We start from the raw sequence: 15,655 nt of genomic DNA, 5'->3' as shown, positions 1-15,655 counted from the left end.
AACCTGAGTTAACATGTTTGCCAGTTTTGTTCACAAACCTTGGCGTTTGTGGAGTGTCCCTCAGACAGGAGTATATGATGTCCAAGCAACAGATCGGCGTTGTAGGTATGGCAGTAATGGGCCGCAACTTGGCTCTTAACATTGAGAGCCGCGGTTACACTGTTTCTATCTTCAACCGCTCACGCGAAAAGACTGATGAAGTCATCGCTGAGAATGAAGGCAAAAAACTCTCACCTTACTACTCCATTGAGGAGTTCGTTGACTCATTAGAAAAACCACGCCGTATCTTGCTGATGGTGCAGGCGGGAGAAGCTACTGACAAAACTATCGCTTCACTGACTCCGCATTTGGATAAAGGCGACATCCTTATCGATGGCGGTAACACCTTCTATAAAGACACCATCCGTCGTAATAAAGAGCTTTCTGAGCAAGGCTTCAACTTCATTGGAACCGGCGTTTCCGGTGGTGAAGAGGGTGCCCTGAAAGGTCCATCCATCATGCCTGGCGGTCAGAAAGAAGCTTATGAACTGGTTGCACCCATCCTCGAGAAGATTGCTGCCCGTGCTGAAGGCGAAGCCTGCGTAACCTATATCGGTCCAGATGGCGCTGGTCACTATGTGAAGATGGTGCACAACGGTATTGAATATGGTGACATGCAGCTGATTGCTGAAGCTTATTCACTGCTGAAAGGCGCACTGAATCTTAGCAACGAAGAACTGGCTAAAACCTTTAGTGAGTGGAACGACGGCGAGCTAAGCAGCTACCTGATCGACATCACCAAAGATATCTTCACTAAGAAAGATGAAGACGGAAAATATCTGGTTGATGTAATTCTGGATGAAGCCGCGAACAAAGGCACTGGTAAATGGACTAGCCAAAGCTCACTGGATCTTGGCGAGCCACTGTCGCTGATCACTGAATCGGTGTTCGCACGTTACTTGTCTTCACTGAAAACTCAGCGCGTTGCAGCGTCTAAAGTTTTAAGCGGCCCAGAAGCAAAAGCCTTCACCGGTGACAAAGCTGAATTCACCGAGAAAGTGCGTCGTGCTCTGTATTTGGGTAAAATCGTTTCTTACGCTCAAGGCTTCTCACAGCTGAAAGCAGCATCAGATCAATATAGCTGGGATCTGCATTACGGTGACATTGCTAAGATCTTCCGCGCGGGTTGTATCATTCGCGCCCAGTTCCTGCAGAAGATCACCGATGCCTATGCAGACGACGCGAGCATTGCAAATCTGCTGTTAGCACCTTACTTCAAGAACATTGCTGATGAATACCAGCAGGCGCTGCGTGATGTGGTTGCTTATGCTGTTCAAAATGGTATTCCAACGCCGACCTTCTCAGCTGCGATTGCATACTACGACAGCTATCGCTCAGCAGTTCTGCCCGCTAACCTGATTCAGGCCCAGCGAGATTATTTCGGTGCGCATACTTATAAGCGTACGGATAAAGAAGGTGTATTCCACACAGAATGGTTGGAATGATCCCTTAAAGTAATAGAAAAACCCAGCTAAGCTGGGTTTTTTTTGTCTAATGCTTTATAAACAACACAAATTTTGTTTATATGTATTTTTTATGATTTAGGAACTAGTGTGAAATTAATAATTCAAATGCCTTGCTTTAATGAAGCTGAAACTTTGGAAATAGCCTTAACTGCTTTACCTCGTGAAGTTGAGGGTTTTGATAGCGTTGAATGGTTAATTATCGATGATGGTAGTACTGATGCTACCGTTGAAGTGGCAAAAAGATGCGGTGTTGATCATGTTGTTCAACACATGGGCAATAAAGGTCTCGCTGTTGCCTTCATGACAGGTATTGAAAATTGTTTGAAGCAAGGGGCAGATGTGATTATAAATACTGATGCAGATAATCAGTATGACGCATCAAATATTCCAGATCTGGTAAAACCCATCTTAAAGAAAAAATCGGAGATGGTTATTGGTGCACGACCAATTTCAACTATTGAACATTTTTCTCCGGCTAAAAAATTCTTGCAAAAATTAGGTAGCTGGGTTGTGAGAGGTGCAAGTAAAACAAACATACCTGATGCGCCGAGTGGCTTTCGCGCAATCAGTAAAAGTGCTGCACAGAAACTTATGGTATTTAGTGAATATACATATACCTTGGAAACAATTATTCAAGCTGGTCAAAAAGACATTTCAATTTGTTCTGTTCCTGTTAATGTTAATGATGACCTTAGACCATCAAGGCTAGTAAAAAGTATCCCGTCCTATATCCAGCGCAGCATATTTACTATTATTCGTATTTTTGTGATTTATAGACCTTTCAGATTTTTTCTTACGATCGGCTCTTCACTTATGTTAATCGGTTTTCTAATAAGCGTTAGATATATGTATTTCTATCTCTTTGAATCGGGTAATGGTCATGTTCAGTCATTAATCCTCTCAGCAATCTTAATTATGATGGGATTTCAAACAATCTTGGTATCATTCCTCGCCGATCTATTGTCGGCAAACCGTAAGTTACTTGAAGATGTCAGGGTGAAAATTAATCAAATTATTCATAAACGTGAAGATTAACGCTTTTTTTGTTTTAAATAAAAGTGCGGAGTCATTTTGTTTAATGATTCCACGCTAATATGATAGATTTTAAAAAATTAATTTTAAGAGTTAGGTTTATTAAATGAATAGCGCTAACCTGAAAAAAACAATGAATATTGTAGGCAGTTTCTTAGCGGTTTTTAGTTTATTCTTTGTTTTTTTTCGCTTAAAAAATTATTTAACTCCTGAAGTTTATGGTTATTTTAATCCTTTGGTTATCGTTTTGCTCTTGATCATTTCAATAGCTTATGGAGGTTCGAGTATAATACTTGGTTGTGTATGGAAAAACATATTGGAGAAATGTGGGGAAAAGAGAAGTTATCTGTGGGCAATCAAGGTTTACGGTACCTCACAAATTGCTAAATATATACCAGGTAATATATTCCATTATGCAGGCCGACAAGCTTTAGGAATGGCAGATTCCGCATCTGCTAAAAAACTGGCTAAATCCACTCTCTGGGAATTAGTATTGCTTGTTTTTTCGGGAGCACTTTTTAGCATTCTAATTATTCCTTTGTTAATTAAAATCAACTCTTCATATATACTTTTGTTTTTGTTTTTTTTTATTGCTGTTTTATTTTTGGTTAATTATTTTTTTCAAATATTTTTAGGGTGTAATTTCGCAAAAGCATTCCGGTTGCAAATATTTTTCCTTATTATTTCGGGGGCAACTTTTTCTGCTGTATTATTTATGATTACTCAAGGGAATGTTCTCGTAAATAATATTGACACTAGATGGTTGGTGATAATAATACCAGCAGCTTATGTTTGTGCGTGGCTTATAGGTTTAATAACACCGGGTGCACCAGCAGGTGTAGGAGTTAGAGAGGTTGTTCTGATTTACCTTCTGGGTGGTTTTTTTAATGAAAATGATTTGCTGATCTCTGTTGTTATTTCAAGGATTGTAACAGTAGTTGGCGATTTTATTTTTTATGGGATCGCGTGCGCGATGAAAAAAAGTGAATTTAAATGAGTGAATTTCCACGGCGTATGTTTTTTTTAAGAATTTTTTTTCTGTTATTATGTTTGGGGTTTGTAGTATTTATTAATAATACTATACCTTATTTCACTTTGCCTACAATGGGGCAAGCATTATGGGCAATGGGGTATGCTAAGTCTTTAGCTAACGGAGGAATTTTCAATGTTTATGCCAGTGATATTGGCATACCAGAGCCAGCTGCGATTGCCTTTGGATTATCCGCAGTTTTACCCATAAGTTATTTTATAAAATTAGGCGTATTACCTGAAGCTGCTTACAGCTTAGTTTTTTCAGTTTGGTTATTTTGCGCTTTTTATGGTGCATATAGGCTAACAAGACATTTCGGTATTAATTATTATATTTCCTGTTTGTTTTCAGTATTGTGGTTAATAACACCGGTAATAACAAAGCATTCTGGATATTCAATGCTTTCTTTAGGTGTTGCGTTATTGCCTTTTTATTGCTGGCGTGCACTTGCTTTCAGTCTGGCAAACGAAAGACTTCAATTTTCTTTTGTTAGTTGTGCTGTGCTATACGTCTTTACAGCGATGATTTCAATCTTTATGGATGGGTATACATTCATGATGTTCGCTGTGGCTGGCACGTCTATAATATTATTCGGCTGCATCCGTTCTGATAATAAATACAAATATATAATATACAAATTGCCAGTTCATTTACTGGCTTTTGCCATTTCCTATGAACTTTATTCTCTTTTTATTGGGAAAACTGCTTATCAGGCTGAGCCTATTGAATTTTTTCGAGGCTGGGGGCTTGATGTTATTTTTTTAGCAATACCAACTGAAGGGATATTTTGGCTGGCAGATAGTTTGCATTTGTCATCTCATCGTTTATCGAATGAATATTTTGGAGATGCATCTGTATGGGAAACAAGTTACTCATTACCATTTATCGTTTTGGGAATTTTGGGCTGGTTTAAGTACCGCAAAGAAATTTCTTGGTTAAACTGTTTCATTTTAATTGGATTGTTTTCATTTTATATGGCTTTAGGGCCATCTTTAAAAATAAATTCGCTCAAGCCAGATAATTATTCTCAAATTAATACGCTTGCCAATACAATGTTAATGCCGTCAAATTATGCTGTAATGCCAACAGGTAATGCACTAATTTCTGAGAATTTACCCGGCTTTAACGTTATGAGAGCTTCATATCGCTGGGTTGCGCTTGGTCTGTTTATGTTTTGGTTATTAACTGCAAAGTACATTTCTGGAAAAAATAAATTTCTACAGTATTTGGCTGCATTATTTTTGATTGCTTTATATTTGCCGCATCTTCAAAATAGTTGGAATTATGGAAGGGCTTATTTTTTCTCTGTTGGAAATATCAATGATACCTTGGTTGAAAAGCTGAGACATGATGTTCCCCCTCAGTCAAAAGTAGCATTTATTCCTTGGAATAATGATTTTTTTGCCAATTACTTGGCTCCTTTTTCAGGATTTAAAACTTTCAATATTGGCGGTGATAAAAATCTCAGTGAGGCTAAAGAACACTGGCCCATGATTATGGGAAGTTTACAAGGTGCATTAACTGTAGAACAAACGCCTTATGTTATCCAATTGCTGCTTGATAAAAATGTTGATTATATAGTTATTCCCTATGTAAACATGCTGTGGTCAGCTCATTATTGGAAGTGTCCCCATGAGACATTATTGCCTCTGAAAACTGCTATGCGTACAAGTTTGGTTAATGATTTGCATTTCCTTTGCCCAGATAAAATAAAAAGCGAATATACAAATATCTTACAGCAATTAAAAATGACACCTTTTATAACTGTAATGGATAATGACCTTTATGCCCTAATTGGTATAGATGAAAAAAAATTCAAAAAATTTATTAATTCAGCCTCATATGATTACCCCTTAATCGTTGACCAAAATAATTATGAACTTACTGAAATTTTCAAGGAAGGTTGGTATTACTTGGAGGAACACCATGCTTGGTCACATAAAAATGCTGAGCTTCAATTAAACGTCCCTTCGTCTTCGGTAAATTATTATTATTTCAAATATAATGTGCTTTTAAATGATAAGGATTCTCCTGTGGTTGTATATTTTAAAACTTATATTAAAGGACAGCCTGTTACGGTCAAGAAAGTTATTGATGACAATAATAGCGTAATTACCCCTATCCCTATCGATCATGGTAATTTGAAACAAAATATTATTATAGAGGTTAAAAATGCGAAGTCTCCCGCTGAGTTGGGTATAGGTTCTGACTCGCGTATTTTAGGAATCTCGCTTCAAAATATTTCTATCGGGCAATAAAATATAAGGCCTAGATGCTGCTATAATTTACAGCCTGCCATTTTTATATATTAGATTATGTAAATTTCGCACGATTAAATGGCTGATCTTTTATGATTAAATGACTATGGCAGCTATTATCAGCAGTTCTGCCCGCTAACCTGATTCAGGCCCAGCGTGATTATTTCGGTGCGCATACTTATAAGCGTACGGATAAAGAAGGTGTATTCCATACGGAATGGCTTGATTAATTTAAAAAGGCTTCCTTCGGGAAGCCTTTTTTTACCCCACCAACAACTCACCACTTCTAACCTCATTCTCGCCCGCCAACCTCACTACTAGCATCCCCGCCGTAGCAAAGCGTACCCAATGTCGTGCATACAAAATTCCGCCAAACTCAGCCACAAGCGGCGTTACTTGATCAGTCACCGGATCGATAATCTCCGCGACGACTTCACCCGATCGGATATGCGCGCCTAATGGTTTACGATGCAGGATTAATCCCGATACGGGTGAATGGATATACTCGCAACCCGACAACGGCGTAGGCGGATTTTTCAGGGCAGGGGAAGCGGTAGCAGTACCTTCGCTATAGCGCTCTTTGATCACGCTCGACTCATCGGCCGCTTCAATCATATTCGGTGCGCTTAAACCAACACCATTTTCAGCGTTAACACTCACATCTTCGCCGCCAGAGCTCACCGACACTAATTCGTCGCCACCAATGACAGGCGCGGCGACTTCAACGGAAACCGTAGGTTCACTACCGCCAATATAGCCACCTTCTTGCAAAGCAGAAATAATCGCATCCGCATCTTTCTCAGCCTGCTCCGGACAGACATCACGCACACCACGCAACTCCAGCGTCACCGGTAACAAGCCACGCGGCATCGGGTATTCTTTGCCGAAAATGTCTGCCAGTGTTAACCAAGGCTCGCAACAAGCTTCATCAAAGGGTTCACCACCCGAAATCTGTGCCAGCAACTGGACTTCGCTGCCCAGCCAACGCGCCAGCGGCTCAATATCTGGCCAGGCATGTGGCGTGGTGTATAAATGCGGCACGGCTTCCCAGTCACAATGCAGATCAATCATTAAATCGGCCTGGCTTGCCATACGCATCAAGGTAAAGCGCTGCGCATCCAGTTCGGTTTTAGGAATGGTGTCGCGGTAGTGAAGGTCGATGGCGTTACGAATCAGTCGTTTATTATCATACTCACTTTGCGTAAACGAACCTGAAAGCTTCTCCGCTAGCGCCTCACCTAAAGACGGAAACTTGCGATTAAAGTCCTGACCAGAAAGTGTATGGAATCGGCCCAAATGTGTGCCATGCCAATGCTGGCTTAACGCCAAAGGGTTCGCGACGGGTACCAGCGTAAAGGCTGCTTTTAACTGGCCAGCACATTCCAGAGCTTGTAAACGCTTCTTTAAAAACCACGCAACCGCCATGCCGGGCAGTTCATCGCCGTGTAAAGCCGCCTGAATATAGACCTGTCGTTTATTGTCTTCGCCGAAGTGGAAACTAATAATTTCGCGTTGAGTGCCTAACGATGCGCTTAGCAGAGGATGATGTTGTTGATGCATATCGGTCCTGTAATCGGCTGCGGGCGAGAAATTTAACGCCCTATAAATGAGCATAAAAAGAAAAGTATAGTGCTGAATAACAACAGGCGGCACAAATGCCGCCTGTGATATCACTGCTGAATTGAGATATCAGTCGCGAAATAGGATTTCTGAATCTTATCGAAGGTGCCGTTTTTCTTGATTTCCGCGAAGGCGTTATCAAGCGCGGTTTTCAGCTCGGCATCGCCTTTACGTAAGCCGATTGCTGTACCGGGACCAATAATCGGATCTTGCACAATTGGGCCAGCCAGCTCGAAATCTTTACCTTGTGGATGCTTCAGAAAGCCAATAGCGGCCTGAGCGGCATCGGTGAAGACCGCATCCAATCGACCTGAAATCAAATCGCTTTCCACCTGCGCCTGATCGCCATACGGAACCACGGTCACGCCGTGCGGCTGCCATTTTGCCAGCGCATAACGCTCCTGCACGGTACCTTGCTCAACGCCAACCGTTTTGCCTTTCAGCGCTTCAGCCGTGGGCAAAATACCCGAGCCTTTGCGGGCAATCAGCTGGGTGTGGGTGTCATACAGCGGCACGGTAAAGTCAATTTGCTTCATTCGTTCTTCGGTGATGCCCATGTCTGAAAGGATGGCATCAAATTTACGCGCCTTAAGCGCAGGGATCATGCCGTCGAACTGGCTTTCTACCCAGACGCATTTAGCCTGCATTTGCTCACACAAAGCATTACCCAAGTCGATATCAAAACCAACCAGTTTGCCCTGTGGCGTTTTTGATTCAAAAGGAGGATAGGTGGGATCGACAGCGAAGCGTACCTGTTCAATTTTTGCCTGCGCGCCGAATGCACAGCCTGCCATCATCGCCATAACCAGCGTCTGACGCAGACGTGTTTTAGTGAAAAAATTTGCCATTATAAGGTCTTCTTTATTCGTGATGTTGAACAATGAAGATTACCTTTCACCTCTGGTGATGGCAATTACTGGATTATTTTCACTACGTTAGCATTACTGAATGTACGGTAATCCTCTGTATTCATTATTACCGAGTAGTCCAGCAAACCGGCGTTGAAGGCAATCTCGCTATAACGTTCAAACAGCAACGGATCAACAACCAGTTTTAATGCCGGATGAAAACTAAACGGCGGAATCGCGCCAAACACGCAGCCCGTCAGCGAATCCACTTCGGCTGGGCTGGCCAGCGATGCACGGCGTCCGCCAACAGCATCCGCCACTTTTGCTAAATCCGCTTGTTGATCGGCGGGTAACACCGCCAGCACATGCTGTTTAATGCCGTTGCCTTTCACATGACACACCAGCGCTTTGGCGCCTTGTCCCACTTCAGTACCGCGAACAGCAGCCACCGCTTCGCATTTGCCGGTGGCTTCATGGTTCATCAGCCGGTAACGCGCTTGATGCTGATTAAGCAGGGCGATCAGTTTTTCATATGTGGTCATTGGACTCTCCATGATCAGCAAGCTGGATTAATAATGTTTTCAGCATATGCGGTTGGCGAGGTAATACACCTAACTTAAGCCCTAAAGGTTTAAATACTCGATTTAAGGTGCTTAGCGTGGTGTTCTCTTTATCCTGCTCAATATCAGATAACGTTCGACGGTTGATGCCCACCAGTGCGGCATAGCGCTCTTGCGAGAATCCCAACACCTTTTTACGTAGTTGCATTAATAACTCGCCTTGCGACAGCTTATCCTCAATAAGCTGCTGAAGCAGTTCAAGCAACATGGCTTCACGCTGAAAAGGCGATATCGTTATCTTCATAGTCGCCATCCTTCGATGCGTTGGTCTAAATAATCAAAACCAATAGCCGGCAAATTCAAAATTGAGCACCCATTTGCTGCGCATATTTCAGGCTGCAGCTTGCATAATTGTTACGATCTATAGGGTCAATGGCATAGTTGAATTAGAAGGCGAGGGCGGCGGCGCTTTCACGGCCTTTGCGTGGCTCTTTGACGTCCAGAAACGCAATATCGTGCCATTGATTATCGACAAACAATTGTAGGGTTAACATGCCGCCCCTCTGTTGAGCAGTATATTGCTCAATATTAGCGTTTTGAGGTTTTTTTGAGGAAAATACTGCTCAAAATTATCATATGACCACAATTTTGAGCAGCATATTGCACAATTTACTTATGACGAGATCGCAGGTTTGCGATGACGGTGCTGAAGTCCAGATCCTGATCCTGCAATAACACCAGCAGGTGATAGATCAAATCCGACGCTTCGTTGGTCAGCTCATGGCGATCGTTGACGGTGGCCGCCAGCGCGGTTTCAACGCCTTCTTCACCCACTTTTTGCGCGATGCGTTTGGTGCCGCTGGCGTAGAGTTTTGCGGTGTAGGAGCTTTCTGGATCACCATTTTTACGTGAAGCCAGCAGCTGCTCCAGCTGATACAAGAAAGTCCAGTCTGGCGCAGCGGGTGAAAAGCAGCTTGACGTGCCGAGATGGCAGGTTGGGCCAATGGGATTCGCCAATATCAGCAGCGTATCGTTATCGCAGTCAGGTGTAATACTCACGGTTTTCAGGAAGTTGCCTGAGGTTTCGCCTTTGGTCCACAAGCGATTTTTGGTGCGCGAGAAAAAGGTGACGTTGCCTTCTTGCAGCGTTTTTGCCAGCGCTTCTTTATTCATATAACCGTGCATCAGCACTTCGCCTGATACGCTGTGCTGTACGATTACCGGCATCATGCCTTGCGTTTTGTCCCAATCAAGTTGGGCCAGTTGTTGAACAGTTAACACGCGCGAATCTCCACACCGTTGTCGATCAGAAAGCTTTTCAGCTCACCAATATTGATAATCTGTTTGTGAAACACCGACGCGGCCAGTGCGCCATCGACGTTGGCCTGTTCAAAGGCCTCAAGGAAATGCTGCATAGTGCCCGCGCCGCCAGAAGCGATCATTGGTACTTTACAAACTTCACGCACTTTTTTCAGCTGCACCAGATCATAGCCGTTACGCACGCCATCCTGGTTCATCATGTTTAACACGATTTCGCCCGCGCCGAGTTTCTGCACTTCCTGCACCCAATCCAGCGTTTCCCATGTGGTAACACGGGTGCGGGATTCGTCGCCGGTATATTGATTGACGTGATATTTACCGGTGCTTTCATCAAACCAGGTATCAATGCCCACCACAATACACTGCACACCAAAGCGGTCAGCAAGGCGGGTGATTAAGGAAGGATCGGCCAGCGCGGGCGAGTTAATGGAAATCTTGTCAGCGCCGAATTCCAGAATGCGCGCCGCATCTTCGGCAGATTTGATACCGCCCGCCACGCAGAACGGAATATCGATCACTTCAGCAACGCGTGATACCCAACTTTTATCCACCACACGGCCATCGGATGATGCTGTAATATCGTAAAACACCAGTTCGTCTGCGCCTTCTTCAGCGTAACGCTGCGCCAGCGGCACGATATCACCAATGATTTCGTGATTACGGAACTGAACGCCTTTGACGACCTGACCGTCACGTACATCGAGACAAGGAATTATCCGTTTTGCCAGCATGAGATTGCCTCCGAAACTGTGAATTTGCCTTCCAACAATGCGCGTCCAACGATCACGCCCTGCACACCGCTGCTGCGGAGCGCGGCGATGTCGCTCAGTTCGCCGATGCCGCCAGATGATTGAAATGCAATCTCTGGATAGCGCGCAGTCACTTCCTGATAAAGCGCCACGTTGGAGCCAGTTAGCGTGCCGTCACGCGAAATATCGGTACACAATACATGCTTCAGGCCAACGGGCTGGAATTGCTCAATGACGTCTTCCAGCGTCACGCCGGCGGCTTCTTGCCATCCGCTGATCGCCACTTCTTTGCGATTATTCGCGTCAATGCGCACGTCTAATGCCAACACAATGGCCTCAGCGCCAAACTCTTTAAACCACTGTTTCACTTCTGCTGGCTCTTTCACCGCCGTGGAACCGACTACCACACGGCTTGCACCCGCATCCAGCAGGGCTTTGACATCTTCGCGGGTGCGAATACCACCACCGACCTGCACGATGGCATCAACGCCATTCAACAAGGTTTTCAGCAGGGGAATCTGGCGTTTTGCCGGATCTTTTGCACCGGTTAAATCCACTAAATGCAGCACCGCTGCGCCCTGGCTGGCGTATTCCTGCAAACGCGGGAGCGGATCGCTGCCGTAATCACGCTGCTGACCATAATCACCCTGATGCAGGCGAACCACTTTGCCGTCAATTAAATCTAACGCGGGGATAATCATCACATCTCCAGGAAGTTTTTCAGCAACTGCGCGCCCGCTTTGCCAGAGCGTTCTGGGTGGAACTGCACGCCGAAGAAGTTATCTTTTTGCAGCGCCGCCGTGAACGGTAAACCGTAATGGCATTGCGCGATGGTGCTGGCGTTAACCGGCATGGCATAGCTATGGACAAAGTAGAAGTAGCTGCCTTCGTCAATGCCACGGAACAGATGATTACCCGCTTGCGCGGTGATCTGGTTCCAGCCCATGTGCGGCAGCGGCAAACCTTGCGTATCCATCAGCGAAACCGGTTCGTCAACAATGCCCAGCGTTGGAACCCCGCCGTTCTCATCACTGCCGCGCCCCAGCAACTGCATGCCGAGACAAATGCCCAGCACCGGTTGAGTACAGGCTTTGATTAACTCGATAAGGTCACGCTCTTCAAGCTGACCCATTGCCGCTTTGGCGGTGCCAACGCCCGGTAAAAACAGCTTGTCGGCACGCAGTACCACGTCAGAATCGCGGCTAACAATCGGCGTATAACCCAGGCGTTCAACCGCCCATTTCACCGAAGAAAGGTTGGCGCAGCCGGTATCAAGGATCACCACATTCATCACAGCACTCCTTTGGAACTCGGAAGGGTGTTGCCATCCACGCGAATCGCCTGGCGCAGCGTGCGGCCAAAGGCTTTAAACAGACTTTCAACGCGATGATGATCGTTTTTACCTTTGGTTTTCAGGTGCAGCGTGCTCATCATGCTGTAAGAAAGCGAGCTGAAGAAGTGCTCAACCATTTCGGTGCTGAGATCGCCAACGCGTTGATAATTGAATTCAGCTTTGAACTCAATGTGTGGGCGGCCAGAGATGTCTAATGCACAGCGCGCCAGGCATTCATCCATCGGCAAAACAAAGCCGAAACGGCCAATGCCACGCTTGTCGCCCAACGCTTTTAACAGCGCTTCGCCCAGCGCCAGGCCGGTATCTTCAACAGTGTGGTGATCATCAATGTAGAGGTCGCCTTTCACTTCGATATTCATGCGGAAGCCACCATGCACCGCAATCTGATCCAACATGTGGTCGAAGAAACCGACGCCAGTGTTGATCTTGCTGCTGCCTTCGCGGTCTAACCAGACTTCTACTTTGACTTGGGTTTCTTTGGTGTTGCGGTTCACCAACGCGTAGCGGTCACGCTTAGTCAAACGCTGCTCAATGGCGCGCCAGTCTTCACCTTCGGCGCCATAGCGGATTGCCTCAATACCCATGTTCTCCGCGAGCTGAACATCAGTCAGGCGATCGCCAATCACATAGCTGTTGGCTACATCAATGGCGCCTTCAGCCAGCCACGCATCAACCATTTTGGTTTTTGGCTTGCGGCAATCGCAGTTGTCATCCGGCATGTGCGGGCAGATCAGCACATCATCAAATTGAATGCCTTGCGATGTCAGGATTTGCATCATCAGATTGTGCGGGCCATCGAAATCCGCCTGCGGGAAACTCGACGTGCCTAAACCATCCTGATTGGTGATCATCACCAGACGATAACCGGCGGTTTGCAGCGCCAGCAAAGTAGGGATCACGTTGGGTTCAAATGCCAACTTGTCCATGCGATCCACCTGAAAATCGGCAGGCGGTTCAGAAATAATGGTGCCGTCGCGGTCAATAAAAAGGGTCTTCTGGCTCATGCTTGCTCCACAGATAAGGCTTGCAGCGCGGCGATCACTCGCTCGCACTCTTCACGCGTGCCGATGGAAATGCGCAGGCATCCCGACAGGCCCGGATTTTTGTTTTGGTCACGCAAGATAATGCCCTGATCCCACAGCGTTTTGAATACCGTTGGCGAATCAGTGAAGCGCGCCAGCACGTAGTTGGTGTCACTGGCAAAAGTTTGCTCGACGCAGGCGCACTGAGCGAGCTGCGTTAGCAGCCAGCTGCGGTTGTCGTTTAACTGGGCAACGTGTTCGCGCATCAATGTAATGCCTTGCTCGCTCAATGCCTGAGCCGCTACATCTGCCACCGGCGTGGCCAGTGGATAGGGCGCAATCACTTTCAACAGCAGATCGATAACCGGCTTGTTTGCCAGCGTAAAGCCGCAGCGTAAACCCGCTAGCGCAAAGGCTTTCGACAGAGTGCGCAGCACAACTAAATGTGGATAATCTTTCAGCCAACTGGTCAGCGTCGCTTCCGGGCAGAACTCAATATAGGCTTCATCTGCTACCAATAGCGCTTTACCGGCGGTCATATCCAGCAGCTGGCGAATATCATCCGGGTTGATCAGGTTGCCGGTAGGATTGTTCGGACTACAAAGATAGACAATCTTCACGCCTTCCAACTTGTCGGCAATCGCGGGTAAATTCAGTTGCCAGTTATCAAGCGCCGGAACGGTGCGATACTCAATGCCGATGGTTTCGGCGCTGACGCTGTACATGCCATAGGTGGGGGGACAAAACAGAATTGCGTCTTTGCCGGGTTCGCAAAAGGCGCGCATCAGCAGTTCAATGCCTTCATCTGCACCACGGCTTGCCAACACGTTTTCAGGCTGCAATCCGGCATAGGCTGCGTAGCGTTCAATCACTAATTTTGGCTGGCATTCTGGATAACGATTCAGCGTCTGCTGCGAAAGCTCAAACGGCACCGGCAGCGGAAACTCGTTGGCGTTGAGCCACACATCGCCCTGACCACCCAAGCGACGCGCCGACTGATAGGGCGTCAAAGTACGCACGTTTTCGCGCGCCAAATCTTCAATATTCAGGCTCATGCTTGCTCCTTCAGTGCGGCAACGCGCAGGGTAACGGCATTTTTATGGGCATCTAACTGTTCAGCAGCGGCCAGTGTTTCGATGGTAGCGGCAAGGTTCATGAAACCTTGTGGCGTCAGCTCTTGTACCGTCATACGTTTCTGAAAATCCGCCAGTCCCAGGCTGGAACAGGTTGCGGTATAACCATAGGTTGGCAAAACGTGATTGGTGCCTGAAGCGTAATCACCTGCAGATTCTGGCGACCAGTCACCGAGGAAAACCGAACCTGCACTGGTAATGGAATCCACAAGTTCACGCGGCTGGCGCGTTTGAATGATCAAATGCTCAGGGCCATAGGCATTGGAGATTTCTACACATTGCGAGATATCACGCGCCACAATCAAACGGCTGCTTTCCAATGCCTGGCGAGCAGTCGCCGCACGCGGCAGTTGCGCCAGTTGTTGTTCTACTGCCTCGGCGACACCTTCAGCCAGGGCTAAAGAAGGCGTCAACAAGATGACCTGTGAATCGGGTCCATGTTCCGCTTGTGACAACAGATCAGAGGCGACAAACGCTGGCGTTGCGCCTTCATCAGCAATCACCAGCACTTCCGATGGGCCGGCAGGCATATCAATTGCCGCGCCATCTAAACGCTGGCTCACTTGACGTTTGGCTTCGGTAACGTAAGCGTTGCCGGGACCAAAAATTTTGTCGACACGCGGCACGGTTTCAGTGCCAAAGGCGAGGGCAGCGATGGCTTGTGAACCGCCAACCTGGAACACCTCTTCTACACCACACAGCTTCGCAGCATAGAGGATCTCATCAGCAATTGGCGGTGGAGAGCAAAGCACCACACGACCACAACCCGCAATACGCGCTGGCGTTGCTAACATCAGCACGGTGGAGAACAACGGCGCGGAACCACCGGGAATATACAAACCAACCGATTTTACCGGACGCGTAATTTGCTGGCAGCGCACGCCGGGCTGCGTTTCAATATCGACTGGCGCGAGGATCTGCGCATTGTGAAAGGTTTCAATATTGTTCACCGCAACAGCCATCGCCTGTTTCAGCGTGTCGCTTAATCTGGCGCTGGCCTCTTCAATTTGCTGCGGCGTGACGCGCAAGTTTTCAACCTGCGCCTTATCGAAGCGCGCGCTAAAAGTGCGCAACGCTTCATCACCGTTGGTTTTAACCTGATCAAGCACGTCGCGAACGGTTTGAGTGATGCTTTCTGAGGCGGCGATTGCCGGACGCATCAGCAGCGCCTGCTGCTGTTCCTCGCTACATTGCTGCCAGTTGATTGGGGTTGCAAAGGCCATG

The 15,655-nt window shown here is 46.6% G+C and carries 15 protein-coding genes and 1 pseudogene; 5 read left to right on the top strand and 11 right to left on the bottom strand.

Annotated features, from left to right (window positions below):
- Positions 1–77 precede the first annotated feature (77 nt).
- From gndA to SC127_RS16750, 5 genes and pseudogenes are all read left to right on the top strand, one after another.
- On the top strand, positions 78–1,484 hold the full coding sequence (gene gndA, locus SC127_RS16770) for an NADP-dependent phosphogluconate dehydrogenase (protein WP_243077597.1): 1,407 nt from the start codon (positions 78–80) through the stop codon (positions 1,482–1,484).
- Between the two features lie 108 nt (positions 1,485–1,592).
- On the top strand, positions 1,593–2,540 hold the full coding sequence (locus SC127_RS16765; RefSeq protein ID WP_332627173.1) for a glycosyltransferase family 2 protein: 948 nt from the start codon (positions 1,593–1,595) through the stop codon (positions 2,538–2,540).
- 103 nt (positions 2,541–2,643) lie between these two features.
- Positions 2,644–3,534 (top strand): hypothetical protein, encoded by an 891-nt coding sequence (locus SC127_RS16760; RefSeq protein ID WP_332627172.1) that lies wholly within the window; start codon positions 2,644–2,646, stop codon positions 3,532–3,534.
- Positions 3,531–5,825 (top strand): hypothetical protein, encoded by a 2,295-nt coding sequence (locus tag SC127_RS16755; protein ID WP_243077600.1) that lies wholly within the window; start codon positions 3,531–3,533, stop codon positions 5,823–5,825. The genes SC127_RS16760 and SC127_RS16755 overlap by 4 nt, the downstream gene beginning before the upstream one ends.
- 119 nt (positions 5,826–5,944) lie before the next feature.
- A pseudogene (locus SC127_RS16750) lies at positions 5,945–6,055 on the top strand (hypothetical protein); the annotation flags it as partial.
- 31 nt (positions 6,056–6,086) lie between these two features.
- On the opposite strand, the gene SC127_RS16745 reads toward SC127_RS16750, so the two are convergent.
- The 11 genes from SC127_RS16745 to hisD form a co-directional block, all read right to left on the bottom strand.
- Complete coding sequence (locus SC127_RS16745) at positions 6,087–7,385, bottom strand: succinylglutamate desuccinylase/aspartoacylase family protein (protein ID WP_332627171.1); 1,299 nt, start codon at positions 7,383–7,385, stop codon at positions 6,087–6,089.
- Between the two features lie 110 nt (positions 7,386–7,495).
- Positions 7,496–8,293, bottom strand: coding sequence for an ABC transporter substrate-binding protein (locus tag SC127_RS16740; protein ID WP_243077602.1), 798 nt, complete (start codon positions 8,291–8,293; stop codon positions 7,496–7,498).
- A gap of 65 nt (positions 8,294–8,358) precedes the next feature.
- Complete coding sequence (locus SC127_RS16735) at positions 8,359–8,835, bottom strand: YbaK/prolyl-tRNA synthetase associated domain-containing protein (RefSeq protein WP_332627170.1); 477 nt, start codon at positions 8,833–8,835, stop codon at positions 8,359–8,361.
- A complete protein-coding gene (locus SC127_RS16730; protein ID WP_332627169.1) occupies positions 8,822–9,157 on the bottom strand; it encodes a helix-turn-helix domain-containing protein in 336 nt (111 codons plus the stop codon). The genes SC127_RS16735 and SC127_RS16730 overlap by 14 nt, the downstream gene beginning before the upstream one ends.
- A gap of 365 nt (positions 9,158–9,522) precedes the next feature.
- Positions 9,523–10,134, bottom strand: coding sequence for a bifunctional phosphoribosyl-AMP cyclohydrolase/phosphoribosyl-ATP diphosphatase HisIE (gene hisIE / locus SC127_RS16725; RefSeq protein WP_332627168.1), 612 nt, complete (start codon positions 10,132–10,134; stop codon positions 9,523–9,525).
- The gene (gene hisF / locus SC127_RS16720; protein WP_215846291.1) at positions 10,128–10,904 is read right to left on the bottom strand and encodes an imidazole glycerol phosphate synthase subunit HisF; all 777 of its coding nucleotides are present in this window, start codon (positions 10,902–10,904) and stop codon (positions 10,128–10,130) included. The genes hisIE and hisF overlap by 7 nt, the downstream gene beginning before the upstream one ends.
- Positions 10,886–11,623: a 1-(5-phosphoribosyl)-5-[(5-phosphoribosylamino)methylideneamino]imidazole-4-carboxamide isomerase gene (hisA, locus tag SC127_RS16715; protein ID WP_332627167.1), complete on the bottom strand. Its 738-nt coding sequence runs from the start codon at positions 11,621–11,623 to the stop codon at positions 10,886–10,888. Before hisA ends, hisF begins: the two co-directional genes overlap by 19 nt.
- On the bottom strand, positions 11,623–12,213 hold the full coding sequence (hisH, locus tag SC127_RS16710) for an imidazole glycerol phosphate synthase subunit HisH (RefSeq protein ID WP_215846293.1): 591 nt from the start codon (positions 12,211–12,213) through the stop codon (positions 11,623–11,625). Before hisH ends, hisA begins: the two co-directional genes overlap by 1 nt.
- Complete coding sequence (gene hisB, locus SC127_RS16705) at positions 12,213–13,280, bottom strand: bifunctional histidinol-phosphatase/imidazoleglycerol-phosphate dehydratase HisB (protein ID WP_215846295.1); 1,068 nt, start codon at positions 13,278–13,280, stop codon at positions 12,213–12,215. The genes hisH and hisB overlap by 1 nt, the downstream gene beginning before the upstream one ends.
- Positions 13,277–14,353: a histidinol-phosphate transaminase gene (gene hisC, locus SC127_RS16700; protein ID WP_332627166.1), complete on the bottom strand. Its 1,077-nt coding sequence runs from the start codon at positions 14,351–14,353 to the stop codon at positions 13,277–13,279. Before hisC ends, hisB begins: the two co-directional genes overlap by 4 nt.
- Complete coding sequence (hisD, locus tag SC127_RS16695; RefSeq protein ID WP_332627165.1) at positions 14,350–15,654, bottom strand: histidinol dehydrogenase; 1,305 nt, start codon at positions 15,652–15,654, stop codon at positions 14,350–14,352. The genes hisC and hisD overlap by 4 nt, the downstream gene beginning before the upstream one ends.
- Position 15,655: the final 1 nt, after the last annotated feature.

The sequence above is a fragment of the Pantoea sp. T14 genome (genome assembly GCF_036663535.1).
GTDB lineage: Bacteria > Pseudomonadota > Gammaproteobacteria > Enterobacterales > Enterobacteriaceae > Pantoea > Pantoea phytostimulans.
The sequence above is the reverse complement of the archived record's forward strand: the minus strand, read 5'-3'. Positions and strand labels throughout refer to the sequence as shown.